Below are 20,016 nucleotides of genomic sequence, written 5' to 3'. Positions count from 1 at the left end.
GGCGGTCTAGTGCGCGTGGGTGGTCCGGGAGCGGTGGCCGCCGCCCGGCGCGCCGATCGCCCCGACCAGCGGGGTGTTGAACTCCAGCAGCGCGACGCGCCCGTCGGTCAGCTCGATCTCGGTGAGGGCGCAGTTGCGCACCGAGGGGAACACCCGCCGGTAGTCGCGCAGGGGCAGGGACAGGTAGCGGCACAGCACCAGGCGGATCGCCGTGGTGTGGGCGACGACCATGACGCGGCCGTCGGGATGCCGGGCGACGATGTCGTCGAGGCAGGCGGTGAAGCGTTCCGCCGCCGCCTGCGGGTCCTCCCCGCCGGGGAGGTGGCCGCTGACCGGGTCGTCGTGGAACGCCGCGAGCGCGTCGGGGAAGCGTTCGCGCATCTCGGCGCGGGTGAGCCCCTCGGCGCGGCCGAAGTCCAGCTCGCGCAGGCGCGGGTCGACCTGGAGCGGCAGCCCGGTGGCCTCGGCGCTGAACGCCGCGGTCAGCCGGGCCCGGGTCAGGTCCGACGACCAGAGCGCGGACAGGCCCGCCTGCTGCGCCCAGCCGGCCAGCAGGCCGGCCTGCTCCAGCCCGCGCGGGGTCAGCGCGACGTCGGTGACCCCGGCGTACCGGTTCTCGGCGTGCCATTCGGTCTCGCCGTGGCGGACCAGGACCAGGCGGGTCATGAGGACGTCCTTTCCCGTGCGTGGGCGGCGACCGGCGTGGGCAGCCAGCCGCGCCGTTCCAGCTCGTCGACCAGGCCGAGGTAGCCGTCGTCGAACCGGGCGAGGTGTGAGGGGCGGGGATCCAGGGTCGCGCGGACGGTGACCATCCCGGCGGCGACCTCGGGCATCGGCCGGTCGGCCGAGGCCGCCAGCACCGCGGCACCCAGGGCGGGCTCGGCGTGCTCGGGCAGGATCACCGGGCGGCCGAGGATGTCGGCGCGCAGCTGGCACCAGTAGGCGCTCCGGGTGGCCCCGCCGGTCAGCGTGAGGTCGCCGTCGACGGGCGCGCCGAGCAGGTCGAGGTAGTCGAAGCACAGTCGTTCGACGTAGCCGACGCCCTGCAGGATCGAGGCGAACCGGTCGGCCTCGTCGCGGGGGTCCCCGAGGACGAAGCCGTGCGCGCCGGGCGCGACGAAGGGGAACCGCTCCCCCGCCGAGACCAGCGGGTAGGTCACCGCGCCGGAGGGCTCGTACGCCCCGGCGGCGCGGTCGAGCTCGGCCGGGTCGCGGCCGGGGAAGTCGCGGGCGATGATGCCCGCGCCGGTGCTGGAGGCGCCGCCGGGCAGCCACCGGCCGTCGGGGGCGCGGTGGGAGTAGACGACGCCGTAGGGGTCCTGGACCAGGTCGTCGGTGACGCCCTTGAGCACGAGCGTGGTGCCGAGGACCGCGTTCCAGGAGCCGACGGTGAGGCGGCCGGTGCCGAGCTGGGCGGCGCAGCCGTCGGTGCATCCGGCGATGACCGGGATGCCGGCGGGCAGGCCGGTGGCGTCGGCGGCGGCCGCGCAGACGGTGCCGAGCGGTGTTCCGGAACGTTCCAGCGGTGGGAGCAGGCCGGCGGGGACGCCGAGTTCGTCCAGGACGTGCCGCGGCCAGTCCTCGGCGACCAGGTCGGCGCCGGTCTTCAGCGCGCTGCTCAGGTCGGTGGCGACCGGGTGTCCGGTGAGGCGGGCGTTGACGAAGTCGGTCTGGTGGGCCAGGCGCGCCCCGCCGCCCGGCAGGTCGCGGTGGTGCTCCAGCAGCCACAGCAGCTTGGGCAGCGCCCAGGCGGGCTGCATGCGCTGGTAGCCGAGCCGCCGCCAGACCTCGCCGCCCGCCCGGTCGACGCGTTCGACCTGGTCGGCGGCGCGCATGTCGTCGTACATCAGGCCGGGCGTCAGCGGGCGGCCCGCGCCGTCGGTCAGCAGGACGGTGCCGGAGGTGCCGTCCACCGCGACCGCCTGCACGGCCTCGGCGGGGACGTCGCGCAGCGCCTGGCGGCAGGCCGCGCCCACCGCCGTCCACCACTGCTCCGGGTCCTGTTCGTGCCGGGGGCCGTCGCGGCGGCCGGTCAGCGGGTGGCCGCCGGTGCCGCGCACCTCCCCTCCGGCCGTGACGGCGAGGGCCCGGACGCCCTGGGTGCCCAGGTCCACCCCGATCCATACCGCTTCGTCCCGGGCGCTTGGCCGGGTCACAGAGTCCCCCTGTCGCTTCGGTTGCGGTCCCGTGCGGACGCCAGGATCGGCCAGGTCGCCGCGGCGGCGTTCCGCACGTCGAGAAAGGTCCGGTGCATCCGCGCGTAGAACTCGGCGCGGTGCGGGTCGGGCTCGTGGGCGTCGCCGACGCGCACGTGGGCGGCGGCCGCCCGGCCGACGCCGTCGGCCCGGCCGGTGGCGACCGCCCCGACCAGGAACGCGCCGCGCGCCCCGGCCTCGGCGTCGGCGGTGCGGACGACCGGCACGCCGGTGACGTCGGCCATCATCCGCAGCCACGCCGCGCTGGCCGACCCGCCGCCGCTGACGCGCAGCTCGGTGGGCGGGGTCCCGGCGGCCTCCAGGCAGTCGCGGACGACCAGGGTCAGCCCTTCGAGCACGGCGCGGGCCATGTGCCGCCGCTCGTGGTCGACGGTCAGGCCGTGGAACGCGCCGCGCGCCTTCGGGTCCAGGAACGGCGCGCGCTCGCCCGCCGGGGACAGGTAGGGCAGGAACACCAGCCCCTCGGCCCCGGCGGGGGCGTCCCCGGCCAGGTCCAGCAGGGCCTTCGGGTCGCCGTCCAGCCCGAGCAGGCGGCAGGCCCAGTCGATGACCTGGCCCCCGGCCAGCGTCGGGAACGCCCGCAGGTAGCGGCCGCCCGCCAGGCCCAGCGCCACCGTCAGCCCGGACGGCTCGCCGTCCCGCCGCGGCTCGTCGATGATCGTCTCGGTGCACAGGGTGGTGCCGAGGATGACGCACGACTGGCCGGTGTCGGTGGCTCCCGCGCCGAACGCGGTCGCGGCGATGTCGTAGGGCGCGAGGACGACCGGGGTGTCGGCGGGCAGGCCCAGCTCGCGGGCGGCCGCGGCCGTCAGGCCCGCCACGCGCCGGTCGTCGGTCAGCACCTCGGGCAGCAGCGGCCGCGCCCACTCCATGTCGTACAGGCGCAGCAGCTCGCCCGAGTAGCGGCGCGCGGCGATGTCCAGGAACGGGACCGAGGCGTCGGACTCGTCCACCGCGATCACCCCGGTGAGCCGGGAGAAGATCCAGCCGCCGCAGGTCAGGGCCGTGGCCGACCGGGCCAGGCGCTCCGGGTCGTGGGCGCGCAGCCAGGTGAGGATCGCGGTGGGCACGCCGGCGAACGACAGCGACCCGTTGGTCCGGAACGCCTCGGCCAGCACGCCCGCCCCGATCCACCGCTCGACGGTCGCGGCGGCGCGGCCGTCGTTCCACAGGATCGCCGGGCCGGTCGGGCGGCCCGCCGCGTCCACCAGCCAGCAGCCGTCGCCCTGCGCGGTGATCGCCAGGTAGGACACCGGCGCGCCGCCGAGCCGCTCGCGCACCTCGCGCACGCCGTCCGCGACCGCCGCCCAGACCGCGTCCATGTCCTGCTCGGCGTGGCCGGGCGCGGGCCGCCGCACCTCGGTGGGACGCCGGACGACGACCTGCTCGCCGCCGTCGTCGCCGTAGCCGACCACCTTGATCATCGTGGTGCCCGCGTCGACGCACACGACCGCCATCGCTGCTCTCCCTTCCCGTTCAGGCCCGGCCGCGGGAGGCGCGCGAGCGGCGGGCGACCGAGTCCAGCGCCACCGCCAGCAGCAGCACCACGCCGGTGACCATGAACCGGTAGGAGGAGTCCAGGTTCAGCAGCGTCAGCCCGTTGGAGATGGACTGGATGACGAGCATGCCGAGCAGCGCCGCGAACGCGCCGCCGCGCCCGCCGAACAGGCTCGTCCCCCCGATGACGGCGGCGGCGATGGCGTTGAGGTTGACGTCCCCCGCCCCGGTGCTCTGGTTGGCCGCCGCCAGCCGGGCCGCGGCGAGCACGCCGCCGATCGCCGCCAGCGTGGTGCAGGCGACGAAGGCGGAGGTGTAGACCGCGCGCACGTTGATGCCCGCGCGGCGGGCCGCCTCGACGTTGCCTCCGACGGCGTACACGGCCTTGCCGTACCGGGTGCGCGTCAGCACGTAGTGCGCGGCCAGCACCAGGGCCAGGAAGAACACGAACATCCAGCCGACGCCCCGGTCCTGGTTGAGGTACCAGACCGCCAGGCCGAGCCCGGCCAGCACCGCGACGCTGCGCAGGATCAGGAAGCGTTCGCCGGTGGCCGACAGGCCCGCGCGGCGGCGGGCCGACGCGCGGGCGTGCCCGGCGGCGTACAGCGCGACGGCGGCGACGACGACCAGCGCGTACGCCAGCCACGCCGGGACGAAGTCCAGCTGCGCGAAGGTGACCAGCCGCGAGTCGAACGGCAGGTTGATCGCGCCCTTGGGGCCCAGGATGTGCAGTTGCAGGCCGAGGAAGCCCAGCAGCCCGGCCAGCGTGATGACGAAGCTGGGCACGCCGAAGCGGTTGAAGACCACCGCGTACACCCCGCCGATCGCGCAGCCCAGCGCGACGGCGGCCAGCACCGACAGCCACGGGTTGAGGCCCTGGTCGACGAAGAGCACGGCGGTCACCGCCGCCGCGACGCCGCTGAGCGAGCCGACCGACAGGTCGATCTGCCCGACCAGCAGCATGAACACCACGCCGAGCGCGATCACCCCGATCGGCACCATCTCCATGAGGAGGTTGGACAGGTTGGTGCTGGACAGGAAGACCGGGTTGAGGATCTGCATGACCGTCCAGATGACGATCAGCCCGGCGACCACGGGCGCCACGCCCAGGTCGCCGCCGCGCATCCGGTCGGTGAGGGCGGCGAGCGCGCCGCGCGGCCCGGTCGGCCCGCCCGGGTCGGCCGAGGCGGCCCGCGGGGGCCGGACGTCCAGGTCACTCATCGTCGGCACCTTCCTTCTCGGCCCGGTCGGCGGTCTTCGTCGCCGCGCGGCGCGCCCGGCGCGTCACCTCGTTGTCGGTGGCGCCGGTGATGGCCGCGACGATCTCCTCGGCGGAGGTGGACGCCGCGTCGAACACCCCGTTGTTGCGGCCGAGGCGCAGCACCGCGACGGTGTCGGCGACCGCCTTCACGTCGGCCATGTTGTGGCTGATCATGATGACCCCGTGGCCGCGCTCGCGGAGCCGCTCGATCAGGTTGAGCACCTCGGCGGTCTGCGCCACGCCGAGCGCGGCGGTGGGCTCGTCCAGAATGATGATCTTCGGGTCGCCCAGCAGCGACCGGGCGATCGCCACCGTCTGGCGCTGCCCGCCCGACAGCCCGGCGACCGGCACCCGCACCGACGGGATCTTGGCCGAGAGCTGCTGGAGCAGCTCGCGCGAGCGCACCTCCATCGTCACCTCGTCCAGCCGGAGCCCGCGCAGCTCGCGGCCCAGGAACAGGTTCTCGATGACGTTGAGGTTCTCGCACAGCGCGAGGTCCTGGAACACCGTCGCGATGCCGAGCTGCTGGGCCGCGGCCGGGGTGGGGACGCTCACCGTCCGCGACTCGAAGGTGATGGTCCCCGAGTCCGGCGGGTGCACGCCCGACAACGTCTTGACCAGGGTGGACTTGCCGGCGCCGTTGTCGCCCACCAGGGCGACGACCTCGCCCGCGGACACGTCGAGGTCGACGTCGGTGAGCGCGGCGACCGCGCCGAAGGACTTGCTGATGCCGCGCAGCGACAGCAGCGGGGCGGGCTTGCCGCCGGTCCCGGCGTCCGCCGGGGCGGACCGGGGCGGCGAGGAGGGCGATGAGGACATGACCGAACCTTCGTGGGGCGGATGGCGCCTCCCCGCCCGGACCGGGCGGGGAGGTCGCCACCGGGGATCGCTACTTGATGCCGAGCTTGGCGCAGGCCGCGGCGTACACGCCGGTGCAGACCTGGGACGGTTCCAGCGCGCCGCCGGGCTTGACCAGGTCCTTGACGTTCTGCTGGGTCACCACGGTGGGGGTGAACAGCTCCGACGGGGTGCCGAACAGGGTGGTGTTGCCCTGGGGCCTCTTGCCCTGGATGAAGCCGTGGGCGGCGACGGCCGCGGCCTCGGCCACGATCTTGATGGGCTTGGAGATGGTGTTGTACTGGTCGCCGGCCACGACCCGCTGGACCGCGGCCAGCTCGGCGTCGTTGCCGGTCACCGGCGGCACCTTCTTGCCGGCCGCCTTGAACGCGGCGACCGACGCCCCGCCGGTGCCGTCGTTGGCGGCGACCACGCCGGCGATCTGGCCGTCGAACTTGCTGATCTGGCTGCTCACCCAGCCCTGCGCCTTGGCCGGCTCCCAGCCCGGGGTGTCGAACTCGGCCAGCAGCTTGAAGCCGCTGGGGTCGACCGCGCTGTGGATGCCCTTCTTGATCAGGCCCGCGGCCGCGTCGGTGGGCGAGCCGTTCACCTGGAGCAGCCCGCCCTCGGCCTTGGTCTCCTTCAGATGGTCGACCAGCGACTTGCCGATCATGGCGCCGAGCTTCTCGTTGTCGAAGGACACGTAGTAGTCGGCCTTGGCCGCCGGGATCGGCCGGTCGTAGGCGATGACCGGGACCTTGCGCGACTGCGCCATCCGCACGGTCGAGGCCGCGGCGGCCGAGTCGACCGGGTCGATGACGATCGCCTTGACGCCCTGGGCGAGCGCCGAGGTGGCCTGCTGCTGCTGCTTGGCGGCGTCGGCGTTGGCGTTCTGGTAGAGGACCTCGCAGCCGCCGCACAGTTCCTTGATCTTGGCCTTGAACAGCGGCGCGTCGTACTGCTCGTAGCGGGTCGAGGCGATGTCGGGCATCAGGAACGCGATCTTGGCGTTCTCCGCGCCGCCCGATCCCGATCCCGAGCCCCCGGAGGAGCAGGCCGCGGCCGGGATGAGCACGGCCAGCGCCGCGGCGGCCGAGGCGGCCGCCCGGAAGGAAAGCTTCTTCACTGCGTTCTCCTCGATGTCCCGCCCGTGAAGAGGGGCGGCTGGGGTGGTGCAGCGGCCGCGCACCGCACCGCTGCGGTTGTGAACACAACACCCGTTCGCCCATGAGTGTCAACATCCCGCGTGAAATTCACATCGAACTCTGTGACTTGGCGCGCTCCTGACGTGAGCTTCGTAACTTGCCTCCGGTCCATCGGGGGAACTTTCAGCCGCCAGCGCTGGACTCTTCAGCCCACTCCCCGGCGTTCCAGGCACGGAAGCCCGTTGTGCGTAGTATGTTATTTCAAACATTAACGTCACAGCCATGTCCCGCCGCCCCCGCGGCGGAGGGCCCGAGAAGGGGAACCCGGTGACCCACGACACGCCCCCGAGCACGACCGATCCGGACGCCGACGGCGGGAACGCCCGCCGTCGCCGGGAGGCCATCCGCCAGCGGGTGATCGACGACAGGTTCGTGCGCATCAAGGACCTGGCCGCGGCCCACGGCGTCAGCACCATGACCATCCACCGCGACCTGGACGAGCTGCAGACCACCGGCTGGCTGCGCAAGGTGCGGGGCGGGGCGACCGCCGAGCCGTCGGCCAGCTACCACGGCGACGTCCGGCACCGCCGCCAGGCGATGGCCGACGAGAAGCGCGCGCTGGCCGAGGCCGCGGCGCACCTGGTCGGCGTGGGCGCCACCGTGATGATCGACGAGAGCACCACCGCGCTGGAGCTGGCCCGGCTGCTGCCCGCCCGCGGCCCGGTCACGGTGATCACCAACTTCCTCGCCGCGGTGAACGCGCTGACCGGCGAGTCCGGCGTCGACCTCATCGCGCTCGGCGGCGCCTACTACCCCGCCTACGACGCCTTCCTCGGGCTGCGCACCACCGAGGCGATCCGGTCGCTGCGCGCCGACATGCTCTTCATGTCCACCACCGCGATCACCAACGGCCAGTGCTACCACCAGTCGCAGGAGACCGTCGCGGTCAAGCGCGCGCTGATGGAGTCGGCCGACCGGCGGGTGCTGCTGGCCGACCACAGCAAGTTCACCAAGAACGGCCTGTTCCAGCTCGCCCCGCTGACCGACTTCGACCTGGTCGTCGTGGATGCCGCCACCCCCGAGGCCGAGGTCGCCGCCCAGCGCTCCCGGGGCGTGCGGCTGCACGTCGCCGGAACCGACGGCATGCCGTCCTGGCCGCCGTCGGCAGAGCGCTGAGCTGGGCGTTCGTTAACCAGAACGACCGCGGACGTTACCCGGCGGGCCATCGCGGCCCCGTGGTCCGGGGCTTGACAACCGGGATACGGTTCCGGGCCAGGCGATGATCTTCCAACGAGGGAGCGCCTTCGGGATCATCGCGGACAAGGAGCCCCCATGGTCTCTGGCAGCGTGAGGTGGCGCACGAGGACCGCCGTCCTGGCGGCGTCCGCGGCGCTGTTGCCCCTGCTGGTCGCCGCGGGCCCGGCCGGGGCCGCCCCGCCGGCCGCCGACCGCCCCGGCCGCGCGGACCGGTCGGCCCCCGCACCGCTGGTCATCGGCCACCGCGGCGCGGCGGGCTACCGTCCCGAGCACACCGCGGCCTCCTACGAGCTGGCCGCGCGGATGGGCGCGGACTACATCGAGCCGGACCTCGTCCCGACCAGGGACGGCCAGCTGGTGTCAAGGCACGAGAACGAGATCGGCGGCACCACCGACGTGGCGAGCCGTCCGGAGTTCGCGGGCCGCAGGACCACCAAGACCATCGACGGACGCCAGGTCACCGGCTGGTTCACCGAGGACTTCACCCTCGCCGAGCTGAAGACGCTGCGCGCCGTGGAACGGCTGCCCGCCGTCCGCCAGCGCAACACCGTTTACAACGGCCGGTACCAGATCCTGACCCTCCAGGAGATCATCGATCTGGCCGCGCGGCTCGGCCGCGAGCAGCACCGGCGGATCGGCGTCTTCCCCGAGACCAAGCACCCGACCTACTTCCGCTCGATCGGCCTGCCGCTGGAGCCCCGGCTCGTCGCGACCCTGCGGCGCAACGGTTTGGACCGTTCCGACGGCCGGGTCATCGTCCAGTCGTTCGAACCGTCCAGCCTCCGGCTGCTCGACCGGTCGCTGCGCGTCCCCGTGTGGCAGGCGATCGGCACCACCGGCGCGCCGTACGACACGGTCGCGCCGGGCCGGGGCCCGACGTACGCGCAGATGACCACCCCCGCCGGGCTCAAGGAGATCTCCACCTACGCCGACTGGATCGGCCCGGACAAGTCCCTGGTCATCCGGCCCGCCGCCGACGGCACCCTGGGCGCGCCGACGGCGCTGGTGAAGGACGCCCACGCCGCCGGGCTGAGGGTCGGCGCCTACACGTTCCGGAACGAGAACCAGTTCCTGCCGGCGGCCCTGCGCACCGGTGCGAACCCGAACGACTACGGCCAGGCGCTCGCGGAGTACGACGCCTTCCTGAAGGCGGGCGTGGACGCCCTGGTCACCGACAACCCCGACACCGCCCTCGCCGCGCGGGCCGAGCGCCCCGCCCGCTGACCTCCCCTCCCCGACGACAGAAAGCCCCCTCATGCGCACTCTGCTCCTGAGCTCCGTCCTGGGCGCGGCCGTCGCCGCCGCCACCCCCGGCGTCGCCACCGCCGCCGTCACCGCTCCGGCCCGTCCCGCCCCTCCCCCGAAGGAGGTCTACGGCGGTGCCTGGAAGTCCGGGCACGTGCAGGGCATCGCGGTGGACCGGCGCGCGGGCCACATGTACTTCTCGTTCACCAACCTGCTGGTGAAGACCGACATGGCGGGCAAGCCGATCGGCTCGGTCACCGGGTTCACCGGCCACCTGGGCGACCTGGCGTTCAACGCCGATGACGGCCGGGTCTACGGCTCGCTGGAGTACAAGGCGGCCAAGTCGTTCTACATCGCCGTCTTCGACGTCAAGAAGATCGACCGGATGGACATGAGCGCCGAGGACTCCGGCGTGGTCTCGACGGTCTACCTCAAGGAGGTGGTGGAGGACTACACCGCCGACATGAACGGTGACGGTGTCTTCGACGGCAACACCGGCGCCACCCCCGACCACCGGTACGGTTGCAGCGGCATCGACGGCGTCGCGTTCGGTCCGGCGTTCGGCAAGCGCGGCGGGCGGCAACGCCTGACGGTCGCCTACGGCGTCTACTCCAACACCAGCCGGGCGGACAACGACCACCAGGTGCTGTTGCAGTACGACGTGCGCCGTTGGAAGCGCTACGAGAAGCCGCTCACCCAGGAGGCCCCGCACACCAGCGGTCCCGCCGCCACCAACGGCAAGTACTTCGTCTACACCGGCAACACCACCTACGGCGTGCAGAACCTCGAGTACGACCCGAGCGCCCGCACCTGGCTGATGGCGGCTTACAAGGGCGTCAAGCCCGCGTTCCCCAACTACTCCCTGTTCGCCGTCGACGGCACGGCGCGGCCGAGGGTCCGGCCGTTGCGGGGGCAGCCCGGCGGCGAGACCGGCAAGGTCCTGCCGCTCGCGCCGCGCGGCGAGCGGCACGCCGCCACCGGCGTCCGCGGCTGGTCGGGCTCGTCCGGTCAGTACGGGCTGGTCGCCCTCGGGCGCGGCCTGTACTACGTCGTCCAGGACGGCAAGGTCACCGAGGACGGCGTGACCAAGCAGACCGCCCGCGCCCAGCTCCACCGCTGGACGGGCGCGGCCCCGAACCCGTTCACCCGGCTCGGCTGATCGGCCCCGCCGGGCACGGCACGCCGCCGTGCCCGGCGGTCCCGGTCAGGGAAGAGGGTCGACCCGGGTGTTCTGGAACGACTCCTGCAACCACCGGCCGTCCCGCTGCCGCGTCATCACGTTGGTGTTGACCGACAGCGAGCCGTCGCGGCAGTCGCTCTGCCCGGCGTCGACCAGGCAGGTCGTCCGCACGATGACCGCGAGCCCCGGCGCGGGGAACCGCACGCGCTCGCCCAGGTAGCGGATCGTGCTGTCGGGGATGTACTTGTCGAAGTAGTACTGCATGCCGACCGCGATCCCCCGCCGCGTGCGGAGGTGGTCGCCGTTGAACGTGACCATGTCGCCGTCGTGGGTGAAGGTGGCGGCGAACGCCGCTCCGTCCTGGCGCGCCCAGGCGTCGGCCTGCCGCTGCCGCAGGCGTTCGAACTCTCCGCGCGGACCGGCTGGCGCCTGGTCCGCGGTCCGGCTCATCGCGGGTGAGGCGGCCGGGAGCACGACGACGCCGAGCGTCGCGAGCGTGGCGCCCGCGGCGACGGCGAGCTTCGTCCACTGGGATGGCATCCGCTTTCCCCTTGTCGGGTTGGAAGGAACCGTCACCGGCGAAGCTACGTTCGCGGGGAGGGCGAATCATCGGCCGCGGGTTGTCGGCCGGTCCGGGCCGTACACCGGCGGGCGTACTCCCCGTGGAGGCGGGACCGCCGGTTCACCCGGAGGAGGGCCAGTTCCGGAGGAGGGCGTCGAGGGCGTCCAGGCCCCTGCTCCACGACTCCTCCAGCCCGCGGGCGTGGGCGAACCCGTCGGCCTCCAGGCTCACGAACCCGTAGATCGTGCTGTGCAGCAGCCGCAGCGCGTGCGTCTGCTCGGATTCGGGCAGGTCGTAGGCGCGCAGGATCGCCCGCGTCAGCTCCGGGTGCCGGGCGGCCGCCGCGGCGGCGGCCTCCGACTCGGGGTCCAGCCTCGTCCGCGTGGCGGAGTACCGGCCGGGGTGCGCCCTGGCGTAGTCCCGGTAGGCGTTGGCGAACGCCACCAGCGCGTCCTTGCCCGCCCGGCCGAGCATCGCGGCCGCGACGCCGTCGGCGAGCTCGGTGAGGGCGAGGGTCGCCACCCGTGTCCGTAGGTCCTGCACGTTCCTGATGTGCGAGTACAGGCTCGGTTCGCGGACGCCGAACCGGCGCGCGAGCGCCGACACGGTCACCTTCTCGAAGCCGATCTCGTCCGCCAGCTCCGCCGCCGCCCGCGTCAGGCGTTCGGCCGTCAGCCCCGCTCCCGCCATGCGCACCGCTCCCTTAAATAATTTAACCATTTGCCTAATACATTTAGGGAGTATACCTTCGCTGCCATGAGACCGCTCACCGAACGCGACATCCGCCTGTCGTTCGTCAACTGCTCCAAGGGCGAGGCCAAGCGCCTCCACCTGCCCAAGGACCATGCCGACCTGCCCTGGGACGACCTGGACTTCCTCGGCTGGCGAGATCCGGGGGCGCCGGAACGCGCCTATCTGGTCGCCGAACGCGACGGCCGCCTCGTCGGCGTCTCGCTGCGCGTGGCCCCGTCCGGGGCGCGCGGGTTCACCTCGCGCAGCATGTGCTCGCTGTGCCTGACCACGCGCACCGGCGGCGGCGTGGCGCTGATGACCGCGCGCCGGACCGGCGAGGCGGGCCGCCAGGGCAACTCGGTCGGGCAGTACCTGTGCACCGACCTGGCCTGTTCCCTGTACGTGCGCGGGAAGAAGGAGAGCGTGGCCAACGGCTCCCTCGACGAGTCCCTGCCGCAGGAGGAGAGGATCGCCCGCGCCCGGGCCAACCTGGACGCCTTCCTGGACAAGGTGACCGCGACAAGGTGACCGCGTAGGCGGGCCGGGAGGCTCAGGCGCCGCCGCGCGAGTCGGAGCGCCAGACGGTCCCGCGCCGTTCGTACTCCAGGACCTTCTCGGCGAACAGCGCCGTCCCGGCCCCGTAGAACCGCTCGACGAGCCACAGCGCCAGGTCGATGCCGGAGGTGACGCCGCCGGAGGTGACCAGGTCACCGTCGTCGACCACGCGGCCGTCGACGACCCGGCCGCCCCTTGCCCGCAGGTCCTCCTTGGCGGCGTGGTGGGTCGTGCAGGGACGGCCGTTGGTGATCCCGGCGGCGGCCAGCAGCAGCGTTCCGCTGCACACCCCCGCCAGGATCAGGCCGGGCCGCCGCGCGGCGGCCAGCGCCCGGGGCAGGACGCCGCGGCCGATCTGCCTCTCCACCGCCGATCCCTCGCCGAGCCCGCCGCCGGGCACCACGATCACGTCGGCCGAACGCGGGGACCACGGGGACCGCACCCTGATCTCCATGCCGGAGAACGTGGTCACCGTGCGCGGGCCGTCGGCGGTGACGAAGCTCTGCGTCACCCCGTGCTGGTCGGCGATGATGCCGAGCACCTCGACGGGTCCGGCGAAGTCCTGCTCCTCCACCCCGTCGTAGAGCACCGTGTGCACGCGCAGCGGCCGGCGGGGCGGCCGGGGCGCGGCGTTCGCCGGGGCCGCCGGGAGCGTGCCGAGGCCGAGGCCGGTCGTGGCGGCCGCGCCCGCGAGCAGGAGGTCGCGTCGGTTCATGCCAGGTCTCCTTGGTGGTGTCGGCGAGTGACCTTCAGGATGCCTGAAGCTTATGGCCTGCTTCAGGCATCCTGAAGGTGGGGTGCGGTCAAGGCCGTGCGTCTCGCTCAGTACCAGGTCAGGAGGGGGAAGGGTTCGAGAAGGCGGCCCGTACGGCCGCCCCGATCCGCCGCTGGATCGGATCGGCGTCGGCACCGAACAGCCGCTCGTCGGCCTCCGCCACGACCCGCCGCGCCCTCCGCAGCAGGAGGGCCCCCTCCTCGGTGACCTCCAGCGTCGAGGCCGACCCGGCGCGGGCGTTGCGGTCGCGCACCAGCCCCGCGGCGACCAGCGCCTTCACCGCCCCGTGCACGCTCTGGACGGTGATCCCCGACATGCGCGCCAGCTCACTGAAGGAGGCGCCGGGCACGCCGGCGATATGACCGAGCAGTCCGAGCCGGGCGGCGGTGAGCCCCAACGGCGCGAGCGCGGCGTTGAGCTCGGTCTCGACCCGGCGCGCCAGCGACAGCACCACGACGGAGGTGCTCGTCACGGGCGGGACCGGGCGGCCGTCATCGGTGGTCACCGCCCCAGTGTCCCGCAGAAGGCCCTTCACCTCGACCGCTGACGCGATGACGCCTTACGGAAATTTTCAGGGCGGACTTCTTCGGAGAACGACCTGATCACAGGTGGCGGGTCTGGTGGTTGACTCTGCTAGCAGCGTCGATGTGGGGCTGACTGGGTCTTGCAAGGGGCTGAAAGTCTTTGTAACTTCCCGGCTGCCCGCTTCTTTTCGGGAGGCTCGCGTGGTGGACGGCCCGTCGCCCGTCGCTGGCCGTCCGTTGCCAAGGGTCTCCCCCGCGGGCGCGCTTTCGCCTACAAAGCGTTCATCAGCACCATCCGGCTCCATCCCCTGTCGAGCCCCCTGCCCGGAAGGTCGTGCCATGGCCAGGAAAGCCACCGGTGCCGCGCTCGCCGCCGCCGCGATCACGCTGCCCCTGCTGTCCCCCGCCCCGCCCGTCGCCGCCGCGGGGCGGGCCGCGTCCGGCCGCGTCGTCCAGCCGGACGACCGGGCGCTGGCCCGTACCGCCGTGCGGCCCGGCCTCAGCCGTGAACGGTTCTACTTCCTCATGACCGACCGGTTCGCCAACGGCGACCGCCGCAACGACCGTGGCGGCCTGTCCGGCGACCGGCTCGCCACCGGGTACGACCCCACCGACACCGGCTTCTACCAGGGCGGCGACCTGGCCGGGCTCATCCGGCGGCTCGACTACGTCAAGGGGCTCGGCACCACCGCGGTGTGGCTGACCCCGACGTTCCAGAACCGTCCCGTCCAGGGCAGCCCGCCGCACGTCTCGGCCGGGTACCACGGCTACTGGATCACCGACTTCACGCGCATCGATCCGCACCTGGGCACCAACGCGCAGATGAAGCAGCTGGTCAAGGAGGCCCACAAGCGCGGGATGAAGGTCTTCTTCGACATCATCACCAACCACACCGCCGACGGGATCTCCTACGCCGAGAACCAGTACTCCTACCGGCCCAAGAGCACCCATCCCTACCGTGACGCCGGTGGACGCGTGTTCGACGACCGCGCGTACCCCCGGCCGTTCCCGAAGGTCGACGAGCGGTCGTTCCCCTACACGCCCGTGCGCACGCCCGGTGTGACCAAGAAGCCCGCCTGGCTGAACGACGTCACGATGTACCACAACCGGGGCGACTCGACCTGGGAGGGCGAGAGCGTCGAGTACGGCGACTTCGTCGGGCTGGACGACCTGTGGACCGAGCGGCCCGAGGTCGTCAAGGGCATGATCGACATCTACCGGACCTGGGTGCGGGAGGCGGGCGTCGACGGTTTCCGCATCGACACCGTCAAGCACGTGGACATGGAGTTCTGGAAGAGGTTCGCGCCCGAGGTCAAGGGCTACGCCAGGCGGGTCGGCACCAAGGACTTCTTCGCGTTCGGCGAGGTCTACAGCGAGGATCCGGCGTTCGTCTCCCGGTACTCCACCGAGGGGCGCATCGACGCCGTCCTGGACTTCCCCTTCCAGTCCGCGGCCCGCCGCTTCGTCTCCCAGAACGGCGACGCCCGCGCGCTGGCCGACCTGTTCCGCGCCGACGACCACTACACCGACGCCGACTCCAACGCCTACTCGCTGCCCACCTTCCTCGGCAACCACGACATGGGCCGCATCGGCCACTTCCTCAGGCAGGACAACCCCGGCGCGTCCGACGCCGAGCTGCTCCGGCGCGACCTGCTGGCCCACGAGCTGATGTACCTGACGCGCGGCCAGCCGGTCGTCTACTACGGCGACGAGCAGGGCTTCACCGGCCAGGGGGGCGACCGGGCCGCCCGCGCGTCGATGTTCGCCTCCCGGACGCCGCAGTACCTCTCGGACGGCCTGATCGGCACCGGCGCCACCCACGCGCGGGACAACTACGACACCCGTCACCCCCTCTACCGGGGCATCCGCAGGCTGGCGGGCCTCACCGACCGGCATCCGGCGCTGCGGGACGGGGCGCAGATCGAGCGGCTGGCCCAGGGCAACGTCTACGCGGTCTCCCGCGTCGACGCCCGCGACCGGGTCGAGTACGTGGTCGCGTTCAACAACGCCGCCGCGCCCCAGCGGGTCAAGGTCCCGACCTTCACCCCCGGCATGCGGTTCACGCGGGTCCACCCGGCGTCCGGCAGCGCGGCCGCCGGTGCCGACGCGGGGCTGACGGTCACGGTGCCCGCGCGGTCGGCCGTCGTCTGGCGGGCCGCCTCCCGCCTGCCCCGGCCCGCGAACGGCCCCGCGGTCTCCCTGGCCCTTCCCGCCTCCGTCAAGGGCCGGGCCGAGATCGGTGCGACCGTTCCCGGCGGCGGGTTCGACCAGGTGACGTTCGCGGCGCGGGTCGGCGACGGCCCCTGGCGCGTCCTGGGCACCGACGACGCGCGGCCGTTCCGGGTGTTCCACGACGTCGGCGGGGTTCCGGCGGGCACGCGGATCACCTACCGGGCCGTGGTGCGCGACTCGGCGGGCCGGATCGCCGCCGCGCGGGGCTCCGCGACGGTCAGCGGCTGAGCAACGCCGACAGGCCGTGCTCGAAACGCTCGTCGAAGGAGTCCGCGTCCAGGTGGGCGAGCACCCGGTGGAGCGCCGGGTGGCCCGTCGATGAGACCGCCCGGGCGAGGCGTCCTTCCGGTGTCGCGGGCGCGGCCTGTTCCTCCTGGGTCAGCCCGAGGGTGAAGTAGGTGACCGCCCAGGCGGTCCAGGCCGCCTCGCGGTCGTCCAGGCCGCCGTCGAGGAGGGCCGCGACGAGCGCGTCGGCGAAGCGCAGGGTGTGCGGCTCGGCGGCGTAGGTCCCGGTGACCAGCGCCGCGCCGTCGCGGTGGGCGAGCAGGGCCCGGCGGTAGCGGCGGGTGAGTTCCCGGGCCCGCTCGTCCCAGGCGTCCGGCAGCCCGTCGAGCCGGACCTCGCCCACGATGGCGTCGGCCATCAGCTCCAGCAGCCGGGTCTTGGTCTTGACGTGCCACAGGACGGTGTTCATCCGCACGCCGAGCCGGTCGGCGACGGCCCGGGTGGACAGGGCGTCCAGGCCCTTGTCGTCGAGGAGGCCGACGGCCGCGCGCACGACGGCGGCCGGTTCGAGCCGGGCGGGGCGCGCCGCATCCGCTTGCTTCTTGGTCACTGACCTAGTTTACTGCGTCTCATGCATTGGTCACTGACCAAGGAGGAGATGTGGAGCAGGTCGTCGTCGCCGGAGGCGGGCCCGTCGGGCTCTGGCTGGCCGCGGAACTACGGCTCGGCGGGGCACCGGTCACCGTCGTCGAGGAGCGTCCCGAACGCGACCCGCGGTCCAAGGCGCTCACCGTTCACCCGCGCACCATCGAGGTGCTGGCCTCGCGCGGCGTCCACGGGCCGCTGCTGGCCGAGGGCGTGCCGCTGCCGGGCGGGCACTTCGGCCTGCTCGACGAGCGGCTGGACTTCCGCGGGCTGGACACGCCCTTCCCCTACACCCTGGCCCTCCCCCAGGCCCGCACCGAGGAGCTGCTCGAACGGCACGCGCTCTCGCTCGGCGCCGACGTCCGGCGCGGGCACCGCGTCACCGGGTTCGCCGAGGACCCGGCGGGCGTGACCGTCCGGGTGGAGGGACCGGAGGGGCCGTACGAGCTGCGGGCGGCCTACCTCGTCGGCTGCGACGGCACGCGCAGCACCGTGCGCGCGGCGGCGGGCATCGGGTTCCCCGGAACGCCCGCCTCCGTCGTGGGCTGGCTCGGCGACGTCACCCTCGACGATCCCCCGCCGCCCGGGTTCGCCGCGTTCACGCGGGCCGGGGCGCTGATGGTCGCGCCGCTGCCCGGCGGCACGTTCCGGCTGGTCGGCGTCACACCCGAGGACCTGCGCACCGACTGGCCCGGCGACCTGGCCTTCGAGGAGCTGCGGGCCAGGGTCACCGCCGTCGCGGGCCGGGACTTCGGCATGCGCGACCCGGTGTGGCTGTCGCGCTTCGGCAACGCCACCCGCCTGGCCGAGCGCTACCGCCGGGGACGCGTCCTGCTCGCCGGGGACGCCGCCCACCAGCACTTCCCCGCGGGCGGCGTCGGCATGAACGTCGGCGTCCAGGACGCGCACAACCTCGGCTGGAAGCTCGCCGCCGTGCTGCGCGGCCACGCTCCCGACGACCTGCTGGACACCTACCACGCCGAACGCCACCCCGTCGGCGCCGACCTGGTGGAGGCCAGCCGCGCCCAGGTCGCGCTGATGACGGGCTTCTCCCCGGAGGGGATCAGCCTGCGCACGCTGCTCGGGCGGCTGATCGCCACCGACCCGTCCGTGAACCGCGCCCTGGCCGAACGCCTCACGGGCCTCGCCGTCCGCTACCCGACGCACGACCCGACGGACCATCCGCTGACCGGCACCCGCGCGCCGGACCTGGCCTTCACCGGCGGAGAGAGCCTGTTCTCCCTGCTGCGCGCGGGCTCGTGCGTCCTGCTCGACCTCACCGGCGCGCCCGGCGGACCGTTCGAACGGTGGGCACGACCGGGGCTCGTCGTGCGTTCGCGGTCGCTCGCCGAGCCCCCGCCCGGGTGGTCGGAGGTCCGCGCGGTGCTGCTGCGGCCCGACGGCCACGTGGCCTGGGCCGGGACCGCCGCCGACGGGACCACGCCGGAACGGGCCCTCAGTCGCATCCTTCGAACTGGGGAACGTCGACGGTCGACAGGTTGAGGCCGGTCCCGTCGAACCACTTGCGCATCAGGCGGGCCGCCGTGCCGTCCTGGTACATCCGCGTGATCGCCTTGTTGACCGCCTCGCAGCCGGCCAGGTCGGTCCGGCGCAGGCCGATGGCGATGTCCCGCTCGCCGAAACCGGCGTTGAGCAGCCGCACCCAGCCGCCCTCGCGCGCCCGGATCCCGGCGAGGATCACGTCGTTGGTGCTGACCGCGTCGACGCGGCGGTCCCTCAGCATCCGGACGCACTCGTCGTAGGTTCCGGCGGGCACCGCGACGGCCGGGACGCGGCGTTCCTCGATGACCTGCTCGGCGGCCCCGGCCGCGGTGACCGCGCACAGTCGGCGGCCCCGCAGGTCCTGGACCCGCCGGATCCGGGTCTCGTCGGCGCGGACCAGGATGTCCAGGGACGTGCGCAGGTAGGGGCCCGCGAACATCAGCCGCAGCTTGCGGTCCGGCAGCGCCCAGTAGGTCGGCGCGAGGTCGATGCGGTCCGCCGCCAGCAGGCGTTCGCGCTCGTCCGACCGCACCGGCACGATCCGCACGCGCTTGCCCAGCCGCCGGGCCACCTCGCGGGAGACGTCCACGTCGAGTCCCGCCAGGGTGCCGTCGGGCTGCCTGCTCCCGATGTTCGGCAGGTCCGTGCGGACCCCCACCCGCAGCGTGTCCCGGTCCAGGAACGAGTCCGGCCCTCCGTCACCGCACGCGGTCAGCGTCCCGCACGCCGCCAGCAGCAAGGCGACGATCCCCTGTCGCTTCATAGGCCGACACTAAGGAATTGTTCAACAATCCACCAGTTCACTTGTTGACCACATGCGGTCGCCGTGATCCGCGCCCGGCAGGTTTGCCGGGCACGGACCAGGGGGTCGGTCCGCCAGGGCCGCCCGGACGCGGCGGGCGGCGGTGACGAGGTTGCGCAACGCCGCCTCGACCTCGGGACAGGCGCGGGTCTTCAGCCCGCAGTCGGGGTTGGCCCACAGCCGGTCGGGGGCCACCGCCTGCGACGCCCGGCGCAGGTCGTCCTCCATCTCCTCGGCCGAGGGCACGCGCGGCGAGTGGATGTCGTGGACGCCGGGGCCGATCCCGCCCCCGTGCCCGGCGGCGCGCAGGTCGGCGACCAGCTCCATGCGGGATCGGGCGGCCTCGACGCCGACGACGTCGGCGTCCAGCGCGTCGATCGTCCCGATGATCTCACCGAACTCCGCGTAGCACATATGGGTGTGGATCTGCGTGGTGTCGGCCGCGCCGCCGGTGGCCAGGCGGAACGCGCCGACCGCCCAGTCCAGGTAGGCCGCGTGGCCGGCGCGCCGCGGCGGCAGCAGCTCGCGCAGCGCGGGCTCGTCCACCTGCACCACGCGGATCCCGGCCCGCTCCAGGTCGCGGATCTCGTCGCGCAGCGCCGGCGCGACCTGCCGGGCCGTGTCGGCGAGCGGCTGGTCGTCGCGGACGAACGACCAGGCCAGCATGGTCACCGGACCGGTCAGCATCCCCTTGACGGGCCGGTCGGGCAGCGGCTGGGCGTAGCGGGTCCACTCCACGGTCATCGGGCGGGGCCGGGACACGTCGCCGTGCAGGATCGGCGGCCGCACGCAACGCGTCCCGTAGGACTGGACCCAGCCGCGC

General features: G+C 73.5%; 18 protein-coding genes and 1 pseudogene. 6 read left to right on the top strand and 13 right to left on the bottom strand.

The annotated features are described in order from the left end of the window. Nucleotides 1–6 precede the first annotated feature (6 nt). The 6 genes from AKI01S_RS17815 to AKI01S_RS17790 all read right to left on the bottom strand — a co-directional run bounded on the left by AKI01S_RS17815 (nucleotide 7) and on the right by AKI01S_RS17790 (nucleotide 6,937). Nucleotides 7–666 carry a histidine phosphatase family protein gene (locus AKI01S_RS17815; RefSeq protein WP_067818566.1) on the bottom strand — a complete coding sequence of 220 codons (660 nt, stop codon included), beginning with the start codon at nucleotides 664–666 and terminating at the stop codon, nucleotides 7–9. Beyond that, a complete protein-coding gene (locus AKI01S_RS17810; protein ID WP_245681675.1) occupies nucleotides 663–2,114 on the bottom strand; it encodes an FGGY-family carbohydrate kinase in 1,452 nt (483 codons plus the stop codon). Before AKI01S_RS17810 ends, AKI01S_RS17815 begins: the two co-directional genes overlap by 4 nt. Nucleotides 2,115–2,152: 38 nt before the next feature. Next, nucleotides 2,153–3,673 (bottom strand): FGGY-family carbohydrate kinase, encoded by a 1,521-nt coding sequence (locus AKI01S_RS17805; protein WP_067818560.1) that lies wholly within the window; start codon nucleotides 3,671–3,673, stop codon nucleotides 2,153–2,155. Nucleotides 3,674–3,692: 19 nt separating this feature from the next. Next, nucleotides 3,693–4,934 carry a sugar ABC transporter permease gene (locus AKI01S_RS17800; protein ID WP_067818557.1) on the bottom strand — a complete coding sequence of 414 codons (1,242 nt, stop codon included), beginning with the start codon at nucleotides 4,932–4,934 and terminating at the stop codon, nucleotides 3,693–3,695. After that, nucleotides 4,927–5,793, bottom strand: coding sequence for an ATP-binding cassette domain-containing protein (locus AKI01S_RS17795; protein ID WP_174567394.1), 867 nt, complete (start codon nucleotides 5,791–5,793; stop codon nucleotides 4,927–4,929). Before AKI01S_RS17795 ends, AKI01S_RS17800 begins: the two co-directional genes overlap by 8 nt. A gap of 70 nt (nucleotides 5,794–5,863) precedes the next feature. After that, nucleotides 5,864–6,937: a substrate-binding domain-containing protein gene (locus tag AKI01S_RS17790; RefSeq protein ID WP_067818554.1), complete on the bottom strand. Its 1,074-nt coding sequence runs from the start codon at nucleotides 6,935–6,937 to the stop codon at nucleotides 5,864–5,866. Nucleotides 6,938–7,283: 346 nt separating this feature from the next. Here AKI01S_RS17790 and AKI01S_RS17785 point away from each other — a divergent pair, with 346 nt between their 5' ends. The 3 genes from AKI01S_RS17785 (at nucleotide 7,284) to AKI01S_RS17775 (ending at nucleotide 10,617) form a co-directional block, all read left to right on the top strand. Then, nucleotides 7,284–8,132: a DeoR/GlpR family DNA-binding transcription regulator gene (locus AKI01S_RS17785; RefSeq protein ID WP_245681674.1), complete on the top strand. Its 849-nt coding sequence runs from the start codon at nucleotides 7,284–7,286 to the stop codon at nucleotides 8,130–8,132. Between the two features lie 156 nt (nucleotides 8,133–8,288). Beyond that, entirely contained in the window at nucleotides 8,289–9,437 is a 1,149-nt protein-coding gene (locus AKI01S_RS17780; RefSeq protein ID WP_067818551.1) for a glycerophosphodiester phosphodiesterase, read from the top strand. 31 nt (nucleotides 9,438–9,468) lie between these two features. Beyond that, nucleotides 9,469–10,617, top strand: a complete 1,149-nt coding sequence (locus AKI01S_RS17775; protein WP_067818548.1) for a hypothetical protein — start codon at nucleotides 9,469–9,471, stop codon at nucleotides 10,615–10,617. A 45-nt stretch (nucleotides 10,618–10,662) separates the two neighbouring features. Here AKI01S_RS17775 and AKI01S_RS17770 read toward each other — a convergent pair whose 3' ends face one another. Both AKI01S_RS17770 and AKI01S_RS17765 read right to left on the bottom strand, forming a co-directional pair. Beyond that, nucleotides 10,663–11,178 (bottom strand): SgcJ/EcaC family oxidoreductase, encoded by a 516-nt coding sequence (locus AKI01S_RS17770; RefSeq protein ID WP_083999760.1) that lies wholly within the window; start codon nucleotides 11,176–11,178, stop codon nucleotides 10,663–10,665. Nucleotides 11,179–11,320: 142 nt separating this feature from the next. Further along, nucleotides 11,321–11,890 carry a TetR/AcrR family transcriptional regulator gene (locus AKI01S_RS17765; RefSeq protein ID WP_067818545.1) on the bottom strand — a complete coding sequence of 190 codons (570 nt, stop codon included), beginning with the start codon at nucleotides 11,888–11,890 and terminating at the stop codon, nucleotides 11,321–11,323. A gap of 66 nt (nucleotides 11,891–11,956) precedes the next feature. On the opposite strand from AKI01S_RS17765, the gene AKI01S_RS17760 reads away from it, so the two are divergent. Beyond that, complete coding sequence (locus AKI01S_RS17760; protein WP_067818542.1) at nucleotides 11,957–12,460, top strand: FBP domain-containing protein; 504 nt, start codon at nucleotides 11,957–11,959, stop codon at nucleotides 12,458–12,460. Nucleotides 12,461–12,482: 22 nt separating this feature from the next. Here the strand turns inward: AKI01S_RS17760 and AKI01S_RS17755 are convergent, their stop codons facing one another. After that, entirely contained in the window at nucleotides 12,483–13,202 is a 720-nt protein-coding gene (locus AKI01S_RS17755) for a DJ-1/PfpI family protein (RefSeq protein WP_067818539.1), read from the bottom strand. A 118-nt stretch (nucleotides 13,203–13,320) separates the two neighbouring features. Then, nucleotides 13,321–13,767: a MarR family winged helix-turn-helix transcriptional regulator gene (locus AKI01S_RS17750; protein ID WP_067818536.1), complete on the bottom strand. Its 447-nt coding sequence runs from the start codon at nucleotides 13,765–13,767 to the stop codon at nucleotides 13,321–13,323. Between the two features lie 358 nt (nucleotides 13,768–14,125). Between AKI01S_RS17750 and AKI01S_RS17745 the strand changes: the two genes are divergently transcribed. Beyond that, nucleotides 14,126–16,246 (top strand): alpha-amylase family glycosyl hydrolase, encoded by a 2,121-nt coding sequence (locus AKI01S_RS17745; RefSeq protein WP_067818533.1) that lies wholly within the window; start codon nucleotides 14,126–14,128, stop codon nucleotides 16,244–16,246. Here the strand turns inward: AKI01S_RS17745 and AKI01S_RS17740 are convergent. Next, nucleotides 16,236–16,853 carry a TetR/AcrR family transcriptional regulator C-terminal domain-containing protein gene (locus tag AKI01S_RS17740; protein ID WP_067818531.1) on the bottom strand — a complete coding sequence of 206 codons (618 nt, stop codon included), beginning with the start codon at nucleotides 16,851–16,853 and terminating at the stop codon, nucleotides 16,236–16,238. The genes AKI01S_RS17745 and AKI01S_RS17740 overlap by 11 nt on opposite strands. Nucleotides 16,854–16,903: 50 nt before the next feature. On the opposite strand from AKI01S_RS17740, the gene AKI01S_RS17735 reads away from it, so the two are divergent. Next, complete coding sequence (locus AKI01S_RS17735) at nucleotides 16,904–18,391, top strand: FAD-dependent monooxygenase (protein ID WP_067818528.1); 1,488 nt, start codon at nucleotides 16,904–16,906, stop codon at nucleotides 18,389–18,391. Here the strand turns inward: AKI01S_RS17735 and AKI01S_RS17730 are convergent. Both AKI01S_RS17730 and AKI01S_RS17725 read right to left on the bottom strand, forming a co-directional pair. Further along, nucleotides 18,345–19,154 carry a transporter substrate-binding domain-containing protein gene (locus AKI01S_RS17730; RefSeq protein ID WP_067818525.1) on the bottom strand — a complete coding sequence of 270 codons (810 nt, stop codon included), beginning with the start codon at nucleotides 19,152–19,154 and terminating at the stop codon, nucleotides 18,345–18,347. The genes AKI01S_RS17735 and AKI01S_RS17730 overlap by 47 nt on opposite strands. A gap of 114 nt (nucleotides 19,155–19,268) precedes the next feature. Then, nucleotides 19,269–20,015, bottom strand: a pseudogene (locus AKI01S_RS17725) (5-methyltetrahydropteroyltriglutamate--homocysteine S-methyltransferase); the annotation flags it as partial. Nucleotide 20,016: the final 1 nt, after the last annotated feature.

It is taken from the genome of Actinomadura kijaniata NBRC 14229 (assembly GCF_001552175.1).
GTDB classification, from domain to species: domain Bacteria; phylum Actinomycetota; class Actinomycetes; order Streptosporangiales; family Streptosporangiaceae; genus Spirillospora; species Spirillospora kijaniata.
Note: the sequence above shows the minus strand (reverse complement) of the source record. Positions and strands in the feature narration are given on the sequence as shown.

Excerpts from the sequence above, each read along its gene's own strand:
- AKI01S_RS17815 (WP_067818566.1), bottom strand. The coding sequence starts at position 666 with ATGACCCGCCTGGTCCTGGTCCGCCACGGCGAGACCGAATGGCACGCC.
- AKI01S_RS17805 (WP_067818560.1), bottom strand. The coding sequence starts at position 3,673 with ATGGCGGTCGTGTGCGTCGACGCGGGCACCACGATGATCAAGGTGGTC.
- AKI01S_RS17800 (WP_067818557.1), bottom strand. The coding sequence starts at position 4,934 with ATGAGTGACCTGGACGTCCGGCCCCCGCGGGCCGCCTCGGCCGACCCG.
- AKI01S_RS17795 (WP_174567394.1), bottom strand. The coding sequence starts at position 5,793 with ATGTCCTCATCGCCCTCCTCGCCGCCCCGGTCCGCCCCGGCGGACGCC.
- AKI01S_RS17780 (WP_067818551.1), top strand. The coding sequence starts at position 8,289 with ATGGTCTCTGGCAGCGTGAGGTGGCGCACGAGGACCGCCGTCCTGGCG.
- AKI01S_RS17775 (WP_067818548.1), top strand. The coding sequence starts at position 9,469 with ATGCGCACTCTGCTCCTGAGCTCCGTCCTGGGCGCGGCCGTCGCCGCC.
- AKI01S_RS17770 (WP_083999760.1), bottom strand. The coding sequence starts at position 11,178 with ATGCCATCCCAGTGGACGAAGCTCGCCGTCGCCGCGGGCGCCACGCTC.
- AKI01S_RS17765 (WP_067818545.1), bottom strand. The coding sequence starts at position 11,890 with ATGGCGGGAGCGGGGCTGACGGCCGAACGCCTGACGCGGGCGGCGGCG.
- AKI01S_RS17760 (WP_067818542.1), top strand. The coding sequence starts at position 11,957 with ATGAGACCGCTCACCGAACGCGACATCCGCCTGTCGTTCGTCAACTGC.
- AKI01S_RS17755 (WP_067818539.1), bottom strand. The coding sequence starts at position 13,202 with ATGAACCGACGCGACCTCCTGCTCGCGGGCGCGGCCGCCACGACCGGC.
- AKI01S_RS17745 (WP_067818533.1), top strand. The coding sequence starts at position 14,126 with ATGGCCAGGAAAGCCACCGGTGCCGCGCTCGCCGCCGCCGCGATCACG.
- AKI01S_RS17730 (WP_067818525.1), bottom strand. The coding sequence starts at position 19,154 with ATGAAGCGACAGGGGATCGTCGCCTTGCTGCTGGCGGCGTGCGGGACG.